This is a genomic window from Kitasatospora sp. NPDC088391 (genome assembly GCF_044753345.1).
Taxonomy (GTDB): Bacteria; Actinomycetota; Actinomycetes; order Streptomycetales; family Streptomycetaceae; genus Kitasatospora.
The window spans coordinates 336,586-351,727 of the sequence record NZ_JBIVNB010000004.1 but is presented as its reverse complement, the minus strand read 5'-3'; the positions used below and the strand labels follow the sequence as shown (position 1 = coordinate 351,727).

The following is a 15,142-nucleotide window of genomic DNA, read 5'->3' as shown; positions in this document are numbered from 1 at the left end:
ATCCTGCCACCCGGCCCCGACGGCTCCGGATCACCTGTCCGATCGGCACTCGGCGTCGGTGATCTCCTGGGCGGAGCGGGCGACGTAGCCGGTGTCGCCGACCGGCTGCTGCCAGAACTTGCCGTCGGACGGGTTCTCCTTGGGCAGTCCGGCGGTGTTCACCACCACCTCGTACTCGTAGTCGTCGCCCTGGCAACCGAGCCCCACCTCGAAGAGGGCGGGGAGCGGCCCCGCCGGGGCAAGCGCGACGTCCCGGAACTGCGACGCGCTCCCGACCGTGAAGTCCCCCTGTACGGTCGCCCGGGCGACCGGGCCGGAGACCTGCCAGAACAGCGCTCCCACGGTCCGGTCGTCAAGGGGCTTGGCAGTCACTCGTTCGAGGTTTCGGCTGCACGACGGGAAGAAGAACTCGATCGCCCCGTCCGGCGTCGTCCGTATCCCCGCACGGCGGGGCGCCGGATCGCCGAACCCGCAGCCCGCCGTGAGCAGGACGGCGGTCAGGGCGAGCAGCAGGACCCGTCGGTCCGGTCGTGTGCCAGTGGCGGTTCCCACGTTCCGTTCCCCCGTTCGGAAGTGCTGTCCGTCGCCGATTCTTTCGACCGGCGACCTGCCGGGGCAGTCCGGGTCCGTTCCGAACGGGCCACGGTTCGGACACACCCGGCAGGAGTGGGTCCGTGGCCTGCTGGAGGGCGGGCGGGCTGGCCCCTAGCATGCGGCGCATGGGACTGATGGACGACATGGAGCGGGCGCAGCGGGCCGCCCGGGAGCGGGTGGCCGAGGGTGATCGGCGGAAGGCGGAGCGGCGGGCGGCGGCCGGGCGGGTCTGGGCGGACTTCCTGACGTACTGCGCGGATTTCGCGCGGGTCGCGCCCGGGCAGGGGCTGGCTCCGTCGACCGGGCGGGAGAAGGTCGGCGACAAGGTGGTGCGGGTGCATCCGGGCGGCTGGGTGGTCGGGGTGGCGGGTCAGGCCGACCGGTCGTTCTACATCACCACCGAGGGGCGGCCGCTGCGCCAGGTGGGCCGGAAGCGGAGCGTGTTCTCCAGCACGGTGCTCCAGGAGTACGCCCCGCTGGAGGTCGATCCGGCCCGTGAGGTGCCCTTCCCGTTCCACCTGGAGACCGGTGCCGTGATGGGGACCCCGGCGTTGGCGCTGGCCGACTTCGCGGCCCTGGGCGGGAGCCTGGCGCTGCCCGACCCGCCCCGGTCGGACTCGCCGGACCCGCAGTGCGTCAAGGTGCTGCTGGTGGCGATGCTGGCCTCCCGGCGGAGGCCGGCGGGCGGTGGCCGGCGGCCGGACGACGGGCGGGCAGGTCCGGGGAGCGGCGGGGCGGCTCACCCCCGGGGGACGGCGAACGCGTCGGTGCAGTCGGGGAGTTCGACCTCGCTCGCCTTGGCGACCTGGGCCTCCATGATGCGGCGCAGCGGCCAGCGGGTCATCCAGCGCATGGAGGCGGCGCGCAGGCGGATCATGGCGGCGCTGCCCGGGGCGTAGCCGGACATGCCGCCCGGGGGGAGTTCGCGGGCCTTGGCGGCGTAGGGCTGCATCCGGTGCTGGTAGTTGGCGTAGGCGGTGGTGAAGTCGCCGCGGGCGGTGGCGAGTTCGCCGGCCAGCAGGTAGGCGCCGACCAGGGCGAGGCTGGTGCCGAGGCCGGTGAGGGGGGTGGGGCAGCAGGCGGCGTCGCCGATCAGGGCGGTGCGGCCGCGGGTGAAGCTGTCCATGCGGACCTGGCCGAGGGATTCGAAGTAGAAGTCGTCGGCGTCGGCCATCGCGGCGAGCAGCCGGTCGCTCTCCCAGCCCGCTCCGGCGAACTTCTCGGTGAGCAGGCGCTGTTGGGCGGCGCGGTCGTGGCGGTCGTAGGCGATCGGGGCGGACCGGAAGCCGAAGCCGGCCTTGGTCTCGCCGGGGAGGCGGCCGGGCCGGGCGGTGGCGACCAGGCCGCCGGGGGCGTTGTACATCAGGAACCAGCCGTCGAGGTCCAGTTCGGTGCGGGCGGTGAACCAGGCGGTGTAGCCGCCGATCGGGACGACGAATTCGCTCTCGGGGCCGAAGGCGAGGCGGCGGGTGACGGAGTGCAGGCCGTCGGCGCCGACCACCAGGTCGAAGCGGCGGGGCGGGGAGTTCTCGAAGGTGACGTGCACGCCGTCGGCGTCCTCGGTGAGGGCGGTGATGCTGTCGTCGAAGCGGTACTCGACGTCCTCGGCGCTGGCCTCGTACAGGACGGCGGCCAGGTCGCCGCGGAGGATCTCCAGGTCGGAGACGATGCCTTCGCCGCCGAAGAGTTCGGTGGGCAGCCGGGCGGTGTGCCGGCCGTCGCGGTCGACCAGGGCGATGCCGCGCTGGTCGACGGCGAGGTCGCGGACCCGGTCGAGCAGTCCCATCCGGGTGATGACGGTGCGGCCGGCGCCGCGCAGGTCGACGGTCTGGCCGCCGGGCCGGGGGGCGGGGGCGCGCTCCACCACGACGGGGCGGAAGCCTGCCTTGCGTAGCCAGTACGCCAGGGCCGGGCCGGCGATTCCGCCGCCCGAAACGAGGATGTCGGTGTTCTCCATGGCTCTGAATGTACGGCGTACGCAGTGCACTGGTCAACCGCTGAAGCCAAGGCAGTTGGGCCACCGCACTAGTGCACTAGTGCGGTGGCGGGGCGGCCCCGCCCTGGCGCCCCGACCGTCCCGGCAGCTAGCATGGCCCCACTGGTGCACTAGTGCGGAGGTGGGGCGGGTGGACCGCTACGAGCAGATCGCGGCCGAACTCCGGGAGCGGATCGAGTCCGGCGACCTGCGACCGGGCGACCGGGTGCCGTCCACCCGGGAGATCACCCGGCGGTGGAGCGTGGCGATGGCGACCGCCACCAAGGTGCTGGCCGAGCTGCGCACCCGGGGCCTGGTGCGGGCCGTCCCGGGGGTCGGCACGGTGGTCGCCGAGAACACGGGCACCGCGGCGGCGGCCCGGCCCGCCACCCGCCCCGCCCAGGCGGCCCGGCGCCCGGCCGCCGACGGCGGCCTGACGGCGGAGCGGATCGTCACGGCGGCGGTCGCGGTCGCCGACGCGGAGGGCCTGGAGGCACTGTCGATGCGCCGGGTGGCGGCCGAACTCGGCGTCGCCACCATGTCGTTGTACCGGCACGTGCCCGACAAGGACGGCCTGGTCGACCTGATGATGGACCGGGTCTTCGCCGAACTGCGGTTCTCCCCCGCCGAGACGGCGCTGCCCTGGCGGCCCCAGCTGGAGCTGGCCGCACACCGCTTCTGGGCGCTGTGCCGGGAGCACCTGTGGCTGGCCTCCGCACTGTCGGTGACCCGGCCCCAGCCGCTGCCCAACGCGCTCCCGTTCGGCGAGTGGATGCTGTCCGCGCTGGTCGGCGCCGGGCTGGCGCTGCAGGACGTGCTGACCGCCTACCTGACACTGGTGAACTACGTCCGCGGCACGGCGCTGAACCTGGAGCTGGAGGCCGCCGCGGAGGCCGCCACCGGGCAGGACGCGGAAGCCTGGATGGACCAGCAGGAGCCGCGCTACAGCGAGTTGGTGGCCGGCTTCCCGACCTTCCGCCGACTCACCGAGGAGGGCTACGACTTCGACCTGGACGGCCTGTTCGAGTTCGGCCTGCAGCGCCAACTCGACGGCCTGGCCGCCCTGGTGGAGCGGACGGCCCGCCTCGGCTGAGGCGGGCCGGGACAGGCTGGGACGGGCCGGGCCGGGCCGGGCCGGGATGGGACGGGCCGGGCCGGGATGGGACGGTCAGTCGAACAGGTCGGGCTGCTCGCGGACGATCTGGTCGTGCAGCGGCTGGTAGTTGACCCAGCCGGCCAGGTCGTTGCCGATCTGGCGGTACGTCAGGGCGGCGTTCTCCGCCGAGATCGGGACGGGTGTCCCGGCGGCCTGGGCGAGCAGTTGGACCTGGCAGGAGCGCTCCATGGTGATGAACCACCAGGCGGCGGCGTCCACGGTGCTGCCGACGGTGAGCAGGCCGTGGTTGCGCAGGATCAGCGCCTTGTGGGGGCCGAGCGCGGTGGCGATCCGCTCGCCCTCCTCCAGGTCGGTGACCAGGCCGGTGTAGTCGTCGAACAGGGCGTGGTCCTGGTAGAAGGCGCAGACGTCCTGGGTGATCGGCTCCAGGGTGCGGCCGAGCGCGGAGAGCGCCCGGCCGTGGGTGGAGTGGCTGTGCGCGGCGGCGACGGCGTCGGGGCGGGCCCGGTGGATGCGGGAGTGGATGACGAAGGCGGCCTGGTTGACGGGGTAGCGGCCCTCGACGACGGTGCCGTGGTGGTCGACCAGCACCAGGTCGCTGACCTTGACGTGCTTGAAGGACATCCCGAACGGGTTGACCCAGAAGTGGTCGGTGCGCTCGGGGTCGCGGGCGGTGATGTGCCCGGCCACGCCCTCCTCGAAGCCGAGCTTGCCGAAGATCCGCAGCGCGGCGGCCAGCCGTTCCTTGCGGTGGCGGCGCTCCTCCTCGACGGTGGCGAAGCTCGGCGGGAGGCGGAAGACCAGATCGGCGGGCAGCCGGTCGAGGATCGACTCGGTGTCGGACATGGCGGCTCTCCTCAGGGGCGGGGAACGGGGCCGGTTTCGTCCCGGCGGGCCAAGCACAGCAGAGCGGCCGCGGTCGGCCTAGGCTGTGGGCGCCCAAGGCGGACGGCCCGGATTGTCCGCCGGGGACAACCACGGGAGGCGGGCACCATGGACGGCGGGACGGACGGCGGGACGGACGGCACGGTGGGCGGCGTGGCGGACGGCGCGGACGGTTTCGTGCGGCTGGTGGCGGGGCGGACCGCCGACCCGGAGGTGCTGGCGGCGGCGGTGCGGGCCGCCCGGGCGGCGTCCGGGCTGGTCGCGGGGCTGCCGGAGGGCGAGGTGCGCCGGCACACCCGGGCGCTGCTGGACGGGGTGCGCACCGCGCTGGAGGCGGGCGGCGCGGTGGACGCCGGGGTGCTCGCGGCGGCGGCGCTGCTGGGCTCGGACCGGGCCCGGCAGGGGGTGCCGGTGGCGGCGCTGCTGGACGGGTTCCAGGCGGGCCGCGTGCACCTGGTGGAGTCGGTGGTGGCCGAGGGGCGGCGGGCCGGTGTCCCGGCGGACCGGCTGCTGGACGGGGTGACCCGGATCGACCGGATCACCACCGCGCTGGCCCGGCGGATGGTGCAGGCGCACCGGGAGGCGGAACTGGAGTCGGCCCGCACCGCCCGGGAGGGGGCGGTGCTGGCGCTGCGTCAGCTCCTGCACGGGGAGGCGGTGCAGGCCCTGCCGGAGGTGCTGTCGGCGGCGGGACGCTACCACTGCGTGGTGACGGCGGTCGGCGACCCGGCGTCGGCCGGGCCGCTGGAGCGGGCGCTGTCGGCGGCGGGGCCGGGCCTGTGCGGGTTCGTGGACGGGCGGCTGACGGCGCTGGTCGCCGCCGGGCCGGGAGCGTTCGCGTCGGGAACGTTCGCGTCGGGGCCGTCCGTGGCAGGGGTGCCCGGGCCGGGGGCGTACGGGTCGGAGGCTGCGGGGCCGTCCGCGTCGGCCGTGCTGCCGCCGGACGGCCCGCTCGCGGTGGTGACGCCGGCCGCGCCGCCGGACGGGCTGGCGCCGCTGTACGGGCTGGCCCGGGAGGCGCTGCGGGCGGCGGAGGAGGCGGGGCTGGCGGGGCCGCACCGGCTGGCCGACCTGGCGCTGCTGACGGCGGCGCCGACCGGGCCCGGCGGGCTGGGCGCGGTGCTGGCGGCCGAGCTGCTGGGCGGGTTGGACCGGTCCGACGCGTTCCACCGCGAGCTGGCGGCCACCGCGCTGGCGCACCTGGCGCACGGCGGCGGCCCGGAGCGGACGGCCGCCGTCCTGCACGTACACGCCAACACGGTGAAGTACCGGCTGCGACGGCTGCGCGAGCTGACCGGCGCGGACCCGTTCGCGGGCGGGGTGGAGCGGGCCGCGCACTGGTGGTGGGCGCTGCGCTGCTGGCTGGCAGGCCCGTCCTGACGCCCCGTCCCGCCCCTCGTCCTGACGCCCCGTCACTCCCCGGCGGGGGCGGGCGCGGTCCCGTGCGCGAAGCGGTCGCGGGCGGTGCGGCCGCGCTGTGCGGCGGGGACGGTGCCGGTGGCGGCGCCGAGGCCGTAGGGCGGCATGTCGCCGTAGAGGGACTCGTAGTTGCCGGGCGGGACGACGTAGGTCTCGTGCCAGATGCCGACGTGGCGGCGGCCCAGGCGCTCGAAGCGGTGGATCATGCCCCAGGAGCGGCGGTGCAGCTTCTCGGGGGCGGCGGCGTAGGCGAGCAGCTTCTCGGCGGACTCCCAGTACTGGACCACGTAGTAGGTGCGCGGGGAGCCGGTGAGCAGCTGGTAGTGCAGCAGGCCGGAGGCGGGGTCGCGGGAGAGTTCGCGCAGCATCCGCGGCATGCCGAGGAAGACGGGCAGCCAGTGGTGGACGGCCCGGAAGTGGTTGATCCGCATGCCGATCAGGAAGACGACGACCTCTCCCTCGGCGGCGGCAGTGGTTCGGCCCGGCAGTGGTTTCGCGAACATGGCAGCCCCCTCGCCGGAGCACCCCGGGGTGGGATGCTCCTACTCTTCAGTTGCTCACTTTCTTGGATAGTGGCACTCACCAATGGAGGGCACAAGAGGATGCGCCTGGCGGATCTGGGCGAGCGCAGCGGGGTTCCGCTCGCCACCGTGAAGTACTACCTGCGCGAGGGCCTGCTGCCGCCGGGGCAGCGGGTCAACGCGACCCAGGCCGAGTACGACGAGTCGCACCTGCGGCGGCTGCGGCTGGTGCGGGCGATGATCCAGGTCGGACGGCTCCCGGTGGCCACCGTCCGCGAGGTGCTGGCGCATGTGGACGACGAGTCGCTGGGCACCTCGATCCGGCTGGGCGCGGCGCTCTGGGCGCTGCCGCACTCCGCGGGCGGGCCCGAGAAGGAGACGGGCCCCGCGGCGGAGCCCGGGCAGGCCGACCCGGCGCGGGCCGCCGCGGACGCGCTGGTCGGGGAGCTGCTGGCCGAACTCGGCTGGGACGCCGCCCGGGAGATCGGCGGCCTGTCCCCCGCGCACCGCGCCCTGGTCACCGCGCTGGCGACGCTGCACCGGCTCGGCTACGAGTTCACCGCCGCCGACCTGCTGCCGTACGCCCGCACCATGGAGCAGGCCGCCGAGCACGACCTGGACCGGATGGAGCAACTGCCCGACATCCGGGCCCGGATCGAGTACGCGGTGGCCGGGGCGGTGCTGTTCGAACCGGTGCTGCTCAACCTGCGCCGGATCGCCCAGGCCGAGCAGTCGAGCCGCCGCTACGGCATCTGACGGACCGTCATGTCAATGGCGGTCAGCTGCCGTCAGCTGCCGTCAGCTGCGCAGGAACTCCCGGTTGAGGCGGGCGATCCCGGTCAGCGGGATGCCCTTGGGGCAGGCGGTGGCGCACTCGCCGGTGTTGGTGCAGCCGCCGAAGCCCTCGTCGTCCATCGCGCCGACCATGTTCCGCACCCGGGAGGCGCGTTCGGGAGCGCCCTGCGGGAGGACGTTGAGGTGGACGACCTTGGCGGCGGTGAACAGCATCGCGGAGCCGTTCGGGCAGGCGGCGACGCAGGCCCCGCAGCCGATGCACTCGGCGTGCTCGAAGGCCAGGTCGGCGGCCTCCTTGGGGACGGGGGTGGCGTGCGCCTCGGGCGCGGAGCCGGTGGGGACGCTGATGTAGCCGCCGGAGCCGATGATCCGGTCCAGGGCGGAGCGGTCGACCACCAGGTCGCGGACCACGGGGAAGGCGCCGGCCCGCCAGGGTTCGACGTCGATGGTGTCGCCGTCGGCGAAGTGCCGCATGTGCAGCTGGCAGGTGGTGGTGCGTTCGGGGCCGTGGGCCTGCCCGTTGATGACCATGCCGCAGGCGCCGCAGATGCCCTCGCGGCAGTCGTGGTCGAACGCGACGGGGCGCTCCCCGCGCAGGATCAGCTCCTCGTTGAGGGTGTCGAGCATCTCCAGGAAGGACATGTCCGCGCTGATCCCGGAGACCCGGTACTCGGTCATCTCGCCCGGGGTGTCCGGGCCTTGCTGGCGCCAGATGCGCAGGGTGAGGTTCACGCGTAGCTCCGCTGGGTGGGGTGGACGTGCTCGAAGACGAGCTCTTCCTTGTGCAGGACGGGGGCTTCGCCGGTGCCGGTGAACTCCCAGGCGGCGGCGTAGCCGAACTCCTCGTCGCGGCGGGCGGCTTCACCCTCGGGGGTGGCGGACTCGGTGCGGAAGTGGCCGCCGCAGGACTCGGCGCGGTGCAGCGCGTCCAGGCACATGAGTTCGGCGAGTTCGAAGTGGTCGACCAGCCGGTTGGCCTTCTCCAGCGCCTGGTTGAGCTCCTCGCCGGTGCCGGGCACCTTGATCCGGCGCCAGAACTCGTCCCGGATCTCCGGGATGCGGGCCAGCGCGCGGCGCAGCCCGGCCTCGTCGCGGGCCATCCCGCACTCCTCCCACAGGAGTTCGCCGAGTTCGCGGTGGAAGGAGTCGGGGGTGCGGTCGCCGTCGACGGCCAGGATCAGGTTCAGCCGGTCGGCCGACTCGGCCTCCACGGCGGCGAGTTCGGGGTGGTCGGCGGGGACGGCGGCGAGCTTCGTGCGCCCCAGGTAGTCGTTCAGGACGGGCGGCAGCACGAAGTAGCCGTCGGCGAGGCCCTGCATCAGGGCGCTGGCGCCGAGCCGGTTGGCGCCGTGGTCGGAGAAGTTGGCCTCGCCGATCGCGAACAGGCCGGGGACGGTGGTCTGCAGGTCGTAGTCGACCCAGAGGCCGCCCATCGTGTAGTGGATCGCCGGGTAGATCCGCATCGGGACGGTGTACGGGTCCTCGGCGGTGATCCGCTCGTACATCTCGAACAGGTTGCCGTACTTGGCCTCGACGGCGTCCCGGCCGAGCCGGGCGATCGCGTCGGCGAAGTCCAGGTAGACGCCCTGGCCGCCGGGACCGACGCCGCGGCCCTCGTCGCAGACCGTCTTGGCGGCCCGGGAGGCGATGTCGCGGGGCACCAGGTTGCCGAACGCCGGGTAGATCCGCTCCAGGTAGTAGTCCCGCTCGTCCTCGGGGATCTGCGCCGCCGGGCGGGTGTCGCCCTTCGCCTTCGGCACCCAGATCCGGCCGTCGTTGCGCAGCGACTCGCTCATCAGGGTCAGCTTGGACTGGTGGTCGCCGGAGCGCGGGATGCAGGTCGGGTGGATCTGGGTGAAGCACGGGTTGGCGAAGTGCGCGCCGCGCCGGTGGGCCCGCCAGATCGCCGTGGCGTTGGAGTTCTTGGCGTTGGTGGAGAGGTAGAAGACGTTGCCGTAGCCGCCGGTGGCGAGCACCACGGCGTCCGCGGTGTACGAGCGGATCTCGCCGCTGACCAGGTCGCGGGCGACGATGCCGCGGGCCCGGCCGTCGACCACCAGCAGGTCGAGCATCTCGGTGCGCGGGTGCATCTCGACGTTCCCGGCGGCGATCTGCCGGGACAGCGCCTGGTAGGCGCCGAGCAGCAGTTGCTGCCCGGTCTGGCCGCGGGCGTAGAAGGTGCGGGAGACCTGGACGCCGCCGAAGGAGCGGGTGTCGAGCAGGCCGCCGTACTCGCGGGCGAACGGGACGCCCTGGGCCACGCACTGGTCGATGATCTGCACCGAGACCTCGGCCAGCCGGTGCACGTTGGACTCGCGGGCCCGGAAGTCGCCGCCCTTGACGGTGTCGTAGAACAGCCGGCGCACCGAGTCGCCGTCGTTGCGGTAGTTCTTGGCGGCGTTGATGCCGCCCTGTGCGGCGATCGAGTGAGCGCGTCGTGGGGAGTCCTGGAAGCAGAACTGGACGACGTGGTAGCCCTGTTCGGCGAGCGTGGCGCCGGCCGCGCCGCCGGCCAGGCCGGTGCCGACCACGATCACGGTGTGCTTGCGGCGGTTGGCCGGGTTGACCAGCTTGGCCTCGAACCGCCGCCGCTCCCAACGCTGTTCGATCGGCCCGGCGGGGGCGGCGGTGTCGGCGACGGGCTCGCCGAGGGTGTAGTCGGAGTAGCTCATTCCCGGCCTCCCGGTGGGGTGTTGGGGTTTCGACGGGCTCGACGGGTCCGACGGGTACGGCACCGGGCTCACCGGACCAGTCCGGCCATCACGGCCACCGGCACCGACAGGAACCCGGCGGTCAGCAGCAGCGCCAGCGCGTTCGCCGCGATCTTCAACGCCCGGTCGCGGCGCGGGTTGTTGACGCCGAGGGTCTGCGCGGCGCTCCAGAACCCGTGTCGCACGTGCAGGCCGAGCGCCAGCATCGCCAGGCAGTAGATCCCGCCCGAGTACCAGGTCGAGAACGAGGCCACGATGTTCTGGTACGGGTGCCCCTCCTCGGCGGCCGGGTTCACCGTGAGGGTGGTCAGGTCGAGGATGTGCCAGACGATGAACAGCCCGAGGATCACCCCGCCCCAGCGCATCGTCCGGGTCGCGTACGTCGCCCGCCGCCGCTGGTGGACGTACTTCACCGGGCGGGCCCGCAGGTCGCGGCGGGAGAGCTGGTAGGCGGCGGTGCCGTGGGCGACCGCGGCCGCCAGCAGGACCGGCCGGGCCAGCCAGAGGAACCAGCCGTGGTGCAGGACGGGCTCGCCGAGGGTGCGCAGCCAGTGCGCGTAGCCGTTGATGTCGTCCGGGCCGAAGAACACCTTGAGGTTGCCGAGCATGTGGGCGACCAGGTAGGCCAGCATCACCAGTCCGCTGACCGCCATCACCGCCTTCTTGCCGACGGAGCTGCGCCACAGCGCGACCGGGGAGAACGGTGGCCGGCCGGGGGCAGGGGTCCGGTTCATCCGTTTCATCCGGTTCACCGGTTTCGTCCGGGTAGCAGGAGCCATGACCATGACCGTAGGCCGGGCGTGTCGGAGGTGTCCAAGACATGAAAGCGCGGTCGGTGATAGGCAGTGCCTATGATGGCTGCTGTGCAGTTGCAGCAGCTCGCCTACTTCGTCGCGGTCGCCGACGCCCGGCACTTCACCCGGGCCGCCGGGGCCAGCCACGTCTCGCAGCCCTCGCTGTCCCAGCAGATCCGCGCCCTGGAGCGGGAGTTGGGCGCCGAACTGTTCCACCGCTCACGGTCCGGGACGTCCCTGACCGACGCCGGGGAGGCCCTGCTGCCGCTGGCCCGGCGCATCCTCGCCGACGCGGACAGCGCCCGGCGGGCCGTCGCCGAGACGGTGCAGCTGCGCCGCGGCCGGGTCCGGTTCGGCGCGCCGCCCTCGCTCTGCGCCAGCCTGGTGCCGGAGGTGCTGCGCGCCTACCGGGCCCGGCACCCCGGCGTGGACCTGCACCTGACCGAGGGCGGCTCCCGCGACCTGGTCCGCGACCTGGAGGCCGGCGAACTGGACCTCGCCCTGGTCATCGCCCCCGGCCCCGCGCCGTGGGCGGCGCTCGCCGTCACCCCGCTGCTGCACGAGGACCTGGTGCTGGTCTCGGCCGAGCCGCTGCCCCGCCGCCGGGCCCGGATCACCGACCTGCGCGACCGGGGCCTGGTGATGTTCCGCGAGGGCTACGACGTCCGCGAGACCACCCTCGCCGCCTGCCGGGCGGCCGGCTTCGAGCCCGGCTACGCCGTCGAGGGCGGCGAGATGGACGCCGTGCTGGCCGCCGTCCGGGCCGGGCTCGGCCCCGCCGTCGTCCCCGGCATGGTCGCGGCCAGCTCCGGCCTGCCCGCCGCGCCCTTCGCCGCCCCCGGACTGGGCCGCACCATCGCCCTCGCACACGGCCGCGAGCTGCCGCTCGGCCGGGCCGCCGCCGCCTTCCGCGACGTGCTGCTCGCCCAGCTCGCCGACGCCGACCGGGCGGGCGCGCTCCCGCCCGGCACCCGGCTGCTGCCGCCCGACTGAGCTGTGGCCAGCGTGATTCGACGGACCGTCAGGACTGCTCGGGAACCCGCAGCCCGATCGTCCGGAAGGTCGCGCCCGGGTCGCGGCGGGCGATCGCCGCGCAGGACGCGTCCAGGTAGGCCAGCAGTTCGGCGCCGTACGCCACGGTGCCGCCGGTGAAGCCCAGGCCGGTGGCGAACAGCAGCGAGGCGGTGCCGTCGGCGGTCATGCGGTCGGTGGCCGTGCGGTCGTCGGCCGTGCGGTCGTCATGGAAGACCTCCCAGAACATCGGCAGGTCGTCGCGGGCCACCGCGACGGTCGCCTCGCCGGTGTCCGGGGCGGCGACGTAGCGGACGTACGGCAGGTACGCGCCGTCGGCCCCGGCCAGGATCGCGGCGTTCCGGGCCACCACCACCCGGCCGTCCTCGCGCCCCTTGCGGGTCAGGCCCCGGGTGAAGGTGCGGCGGCGCAGCGCGACCGCGCTCGCGCCCTCCACCATCCGGTCCAGCAGCGCCCCCGGCCCCTTCGAGGTCGCCAGCACGGCGACGGGCAGCACGCCGCCCGGGGCGGGCGTCCACTGCGGGCCGGGCACCTGGTCGGTCCACGCCTCCGTCCAGGTGCCGGTGTCGGCCGAGGCCGCCGCGACCCGGGCGACCGCCTCGTGCAGGGCGGCGGACGCCGGGTGGTCGCGGCCGAGGTCGACGGCCAGGTTGTTGAGCAGCCGCAGGCTGCGGCGGCGCACCCGCTGCCGGTCGATCGGGGTGAGCGCGCCGCCCGCCGCGAAGACCAGGTCGGTGGCCCCGTTCAGGTCTGCGTTCAGGTCTGCGTTCACGGCCAGGACCCGGACGGTGCCGAGGTCGGGGCGGCCGCCCGGCGCGAGGTGGATCAGCGGGTCGCCGGTGGCCGGGTCGCGGTCCAGGACGTGGCCGCGCGCGGCCGCGGCGTCCAGCAGCGCGGCGGGCGGGCAGGCCAGCCGGACCGGCGGCGGCACCGTCGCGGCCGCCGAGTCGCAGTGGTCGCCCGCCGTCGGGGAGGAGTCGCTGTCCCGACGGACCGTCACCAGGTGCGCGGCGGGGTCCGGGCGGCCCTCGGCGACCAGCAGCCGGGGCCCGTGCGCGAGCGCCCCGGCGAGCGCGGCGCGCACCCGGTCCAGCCGCCCGGCGTTGGCGATCTCGCCGTCCCAGGTCCGGTACTCCGGGACGGTGATCTCGCCGGCGGCCGCGCCGATCGCGTACTTCAGGCTCCAGTCGGTCCGCCAGTCCAGCACGTTGCCGGGGGTGCCGAGGGTCAGCCGGGCGGAGGCGCCGAAGCCCTCGAAGCGGAGGATCGAGTCGCGCTGCGACATCATCCGCGCCGTCACCGACTGCTTGCCCTCGCCGAGGATGCTGGTCCGGCTGTCCGCGACGGCGGGCCCCGCGTCCAGCACCGCCTGCAGCCCCGCCAGGTACAGCGCCTGGGTCTCCGTCAGGAACGGCAGCTCCGCGCGGACCCGGCCGAGCCAGGGGCCGACCTCCGCGGTGACGGGGGCGATCCGCTTCTGGATCGCGCGCTGGGAGAACAGGCCCATCAGTACCTCCGGGTGGGTGCGGGAGAGCGGTCGGGACGGTCGGGACCGGGGTTCCGGCGGCCGGTCACCGCCCGGGCCCGTCGTGCTGCGTCAAGGCCAGGACGGTCGCGGCGAGGACGCCGAGCACGGCCAGGACCGAGACCGCGCCGAGCAGGATGATCCGGAGCCCGGCGGCGTCCATGGCCAGGAAGGCCGCGAAACCGACCGCCCCGAGCAGGGCCACCACCAGTCCCTCCCCCGCCTTCCTCGCCCGGCTCGCCGGGGCCCTGGGTGCGGGGTCGGAGGCGGACCCGGTCGGGGGGTGCTGTTCGGACATGGCTGCGCTCCTGGTTCCGGGTGCTGGGAATGGCGAGGGTGGCGGGGCGTGGTCAGCAGGCGTCGAGGGCGCCCTGGGCGCGGGTCTGCAGGACGGCGACCCGGACGCCCGCGCCGCCGAACGGGACGGGCGGGTAGGAGCAGAGCGTGCCGCCGACGGGGGCGATCGACTCGGGGCCGGTGCTTTCGAAGTCGGCGAGGCCGTAGCCGAGCGGGGAGTTGAGGACCGCGGCCAGGGCGGGCGCGGTGTCCTCGGGGACGCCGGAGACCCGGAGGCCGTTGCCGCTGCTGCCGGAGACCGCGAGGTCGTTCCAGGTGTAGGGCACCGGGGTGTCGGCGGGGAACGTCCGGTCGAGGGCGCGCCGGGCGGCCGGTGCGCCGAGGACGGGCTGGATCAGCAGGTAGCAGGTCCGGCCGTTGGTGCCGCCGGGCGTCATGCCGAGGCCGGAGTGCGTGGCGAGGTCGAACCCGCCGCCGCCGGCGGGCAGTCGGCAGGCCGCCGACCCGGCCGGGTAGAGCGCGACCAGCGCCACCGCGTCGAAGTCGCCCGAGCCCGGGAGGCGGGGCAGCGCGCGGCCGCCGACGGTGGTGCCGGTGACCGTCCCCGCGAACGAGGCGCCCGCGAAGGCCAGGTCGGTCTTCCCCGGCGGGTTGCTGCCGACCTCGGGCACCCCGGCGTCCGCCGCCCACCGGACGGCCAGGGTGAAGGTGTAGCCCTCCGGGGTCCGGTACGGCACCGACCCGGTGGCCGCCAGGCCGAGCGTCGCGGCGGCCGAGGAGGAGGCCGAGGCCGAGGAGAGGGACTGCGGCGACGGCGACGGGCCCCGGCCCGAACTGCGGTCGCCGAACTGCTCCATGGCGTAGTCGCGGGCCTGCCAGTGGAACAGGAACAGCACGAACGGGGAGTCCGGGAAGCCGTAGGACCAGGTGTTGTGGTTGTCGACCAGCTGGGTCGCGGCGGTGGCCGCGTGCGCGGCGGAGTCGAAGCGGACGATCAGGAAGGAGTCGCCGCCCGCGTGGCAGGTCTCCCACTCCTGCGCCCCGTGGCCGGTGAGCCGGTCCGCGGACTGGCCCAGGCTGCTCGGCCCGATCGACCGGGACTCGTCGAACGGCACGCACCGCAGGGTGTTCCTGATCGCGGTGATCGAGCCGTGGCTCTCCGGGGAGACGCCCGTGGGGGACGCGGCGGCGACCGCCGGGGCCGCCGGGGTCTGCGGGTCCGCCGAGGGGGTGCAGCCCGCCACCGCGAGCAGCGCCGCCGCGCACCCCGCCCCGGCCGCGAGCGTCCACCGGGGCCGGGGGCCCGGCTCCGCCCGGCGGGTTCCTGCCTGTCCTGTCCGGCGCATCCCGGTCACTCCCGTCGTTCGCGTGCTGCGCTTCGCGCGCTGTGGTTCACGTGCTGTGGTTCACGTGCTGCTGTCCGCCCGGCCCGGCCGGCCCGGCCGGACTCCGAGCGTAGGAACGCGGCGACGGCGGC

Annotated in this window: 14 protein-coding genes; 4 read left to right on the top strand and 10 right to left on the bottom strand. The window is 74.8% G+C overall.

Annotation, left to right across the window (positions count from 1 at the left end; genetic code table 11):
• Positions 1-30 precede the first annotated feature (30 nt).
• Positions 31-372, bottom strand: a complete 342-nt coding sequence (locus ACIQBJ_RS14700) for a hypothetical protein (RefSeq protein ID WP_400708798.1) — start codon at positions 370-372, stop codon at positions 31-33.
• Between the two features lie 961 nt (positions 373-1,333).
• A complete protein-coding gene (locus tag ACIQBJ_RS14695; protein WP_400708796.1) occupies positions 1,334-2,551 on the bottom strand; it encodes an FAD-dependent monooxygenase in 1,218 nt (405 codons plus the stop codon).
• 169 nt (positions 2,552-2,720) lie between these two features.
• Between ACIQBJ_RS14695 and ACIQBJ_RS14690 the strand changes: the two genes are divergently transcribed.
• A complete protein-coding gene (locus tag ACIQBJ_RS14690; RefSeq protein ID WP_400708794.1) occupies positions 2,721-3,662 on the top strand; it encodes a TetR/AcrR family transcriptional regulator C-terminal domain-containing protein in 942 nt (313 codons plus the stop codon).
• A 75-nt stretch (positions 3,663-3,737) separates the two neighbouring features.
• Here the strand turns inward: ACIQBJ_RS14690 and ACIQBJ_RS14685 are convergent, their stop codons facing one another.
• On the bottom strand, positions 3,738-4,532 hold the full coding sequence (locus ACIQBJ_RS14685) for a class II aldolase/adducin family protein (protein WP_400708792.1): 795 nt from the start codon (positions 4,530-4,532) through the stop codon (positions 3,738-3,740).
• Between the two features lie 147 nt (positions 4,533-4,679).
• Between ACIQBJ_RS14685 and ACIQBJ_RS14680 the strand changes: the two genes are divergently transcribed.
• The gene (locus ACIQBJ_RS14680; RefSeq protein ID WP_400708790.1) at positions 4,680-5,951 is read left to right on the top strand and encodes a helix-turn-helix domain-containing protein; all 1,272 of its coding nucleotides are present in this window, start codon (positions 4,680-4,682) and stop codon (positions 5,949-5,951) included.
• 32 nt (positions 5,952-5,983) lie between these two features.
• On the opposite strand, the gene ACIQBJ_RS14675 is transcribed toward ACIQBJ_RS14680, so the two are convergent.
• Positions 5,984-6,493: a DUF4188 domain-containing protein gene (locus ACIQBJ_RS14675; RefSeq protein ID WP_400708788.1), complete on the bottom strand. Its 510-nt coding sequence runs from the start codon at positions 6,491-6,493 to the stop codon at positions 5,984-5,986.
• Between the two features lie 99 nt (positions 6,494-6,592).
• On the opposite strand from ACIQBJ_RS14675, the gene ACIQBJ_RS14670 reads away from it, so the two are divergent.
• Positions 6,593-7,267, top strand: a complete 675-nt coding sequence (locus tag ACIQBJ_RS14670; RefSeq protein ID WP_400708786.1) for a MerR family transcriptional regulator — start codon at positions 6,593-6,595, stop codon at positions 7,265-7,267.
• A 42-nt stretch (positions 7,268-7,309) separates the two neighbouring features.
• On the opposite strand, the gene ACIQBJ_RS14665 is transcribed toward ACIQBJ_RS14670, so the two are convergent.
• From ACIQBJ_RS14665 to ACIQBJ_RS14655, 3 genes are all read right to left on the bottom strand, one after another.
• Positions 7,310-8,038, bottom strand: a complete 729-nt coding sequence (locus tag ACIQBJ_RS14665; RefSeq protein ID WP_400708784.1) for a succinate dehydrogenase/fumarate reductase iron-sulfur subunit — start codon at positions 8,036-8,038, stop codon at positions 7,310-7,312.
• Positions 8,035-9,978, bottom strand: coding sequence for a fumarate reductase/succinate dehydrogenase flavoprotein subunit (locus ACIQBJ_RS14660; RefSeq protein WP_400708782.1), 1,944 nt, complete (start codon positions 9,976-9,978; stop codon positions 8,035-8,037). The genes ACIQBJ_RS14665 and ACIQBJ_RS14660 overlap by 4 nt, the downstream gene beginning before the upstream one ends.
• Before the next feature lie 68 nt (positions 9,979-10,046).
• The gene (locus ACIQBJ_RS14655) at positions 10,047-10,751 is read right to left on the bottom strand and encodes a succinate dehydrogenase cytochrome b subunit (RefSeq protein WP_400708780.1); all 705 of its coding nucleotides are present in this window, start codon (positions 10,749-10,751) and stop codon (positions 10,047-10,049) included.
• 129 nt (positions 10,752-10,880) lie between these two features.
• On the opposite strand from ACIQBJ_RS14655, the gene ACIQBJ_RS14650 reads away from it, so the two are divergent.
• Positions 10,881-11,804 carry a LysR family transcriptional regulator gene (locus ACIQBJ_RS14650; RefSeq protein WP_400708778.1) on the top strand — a complete coding sequence of 308 codons (924 nt, stop codon included), beginning with the start codon at positions 10,881-10,883 and terminating at the stop codon, positions 11,802-11,804.
• Positions 11,805-11,832: 28 nt separating this feature from the next.
• On the opposite strand, the gene ACIQBJ_RS14645 is transcribed toward ACIQBJ_RS14650, so the two are convergent.
• The 3 genes from ACIQBJ_RS14645 to ACIQBJ_RS14635 form a co-directional block, all read right to left on the bottom strand.
• A complete protein-coding gene (locus ACIQBJ_RS14645) occupies positions 11,833-13,350 on the bottom strand; it encodes a hypothetical protein (RefSeq protein WP_400708776.1) in 1,518 nt (505 codons plus the stop codon).
• 64 nt (positions 13,351-13,414) lie between these two features.
• Positions 13,415-13,666 (bottom strand): hypothetical protein, encoded by a 252-nt coding sequence (locus ACIQBJ_RS14640; RefSeq protein WP_400708774.1) that lies wholly within the window; start codon positions 13,664-13,666, stop codon positions 13,415-13,417.
• 52 nt (positions 13,667-13,718) lie between these two features.
• Positions 13,719-15,011 carry a hypothetical protein gene (locus ACIQBJ_RS14635; protein WP_400708772.1) on the bottom strand — a complete coding sequence of 431 codons (1,293 nt, stop codon included), beginning with the start codon at positions 15,009-15,011 and terminating at the stop codon, positions 13,719-13,721.
• Positions 15,012-15,142: the final 131 nt, after the last annotated feature.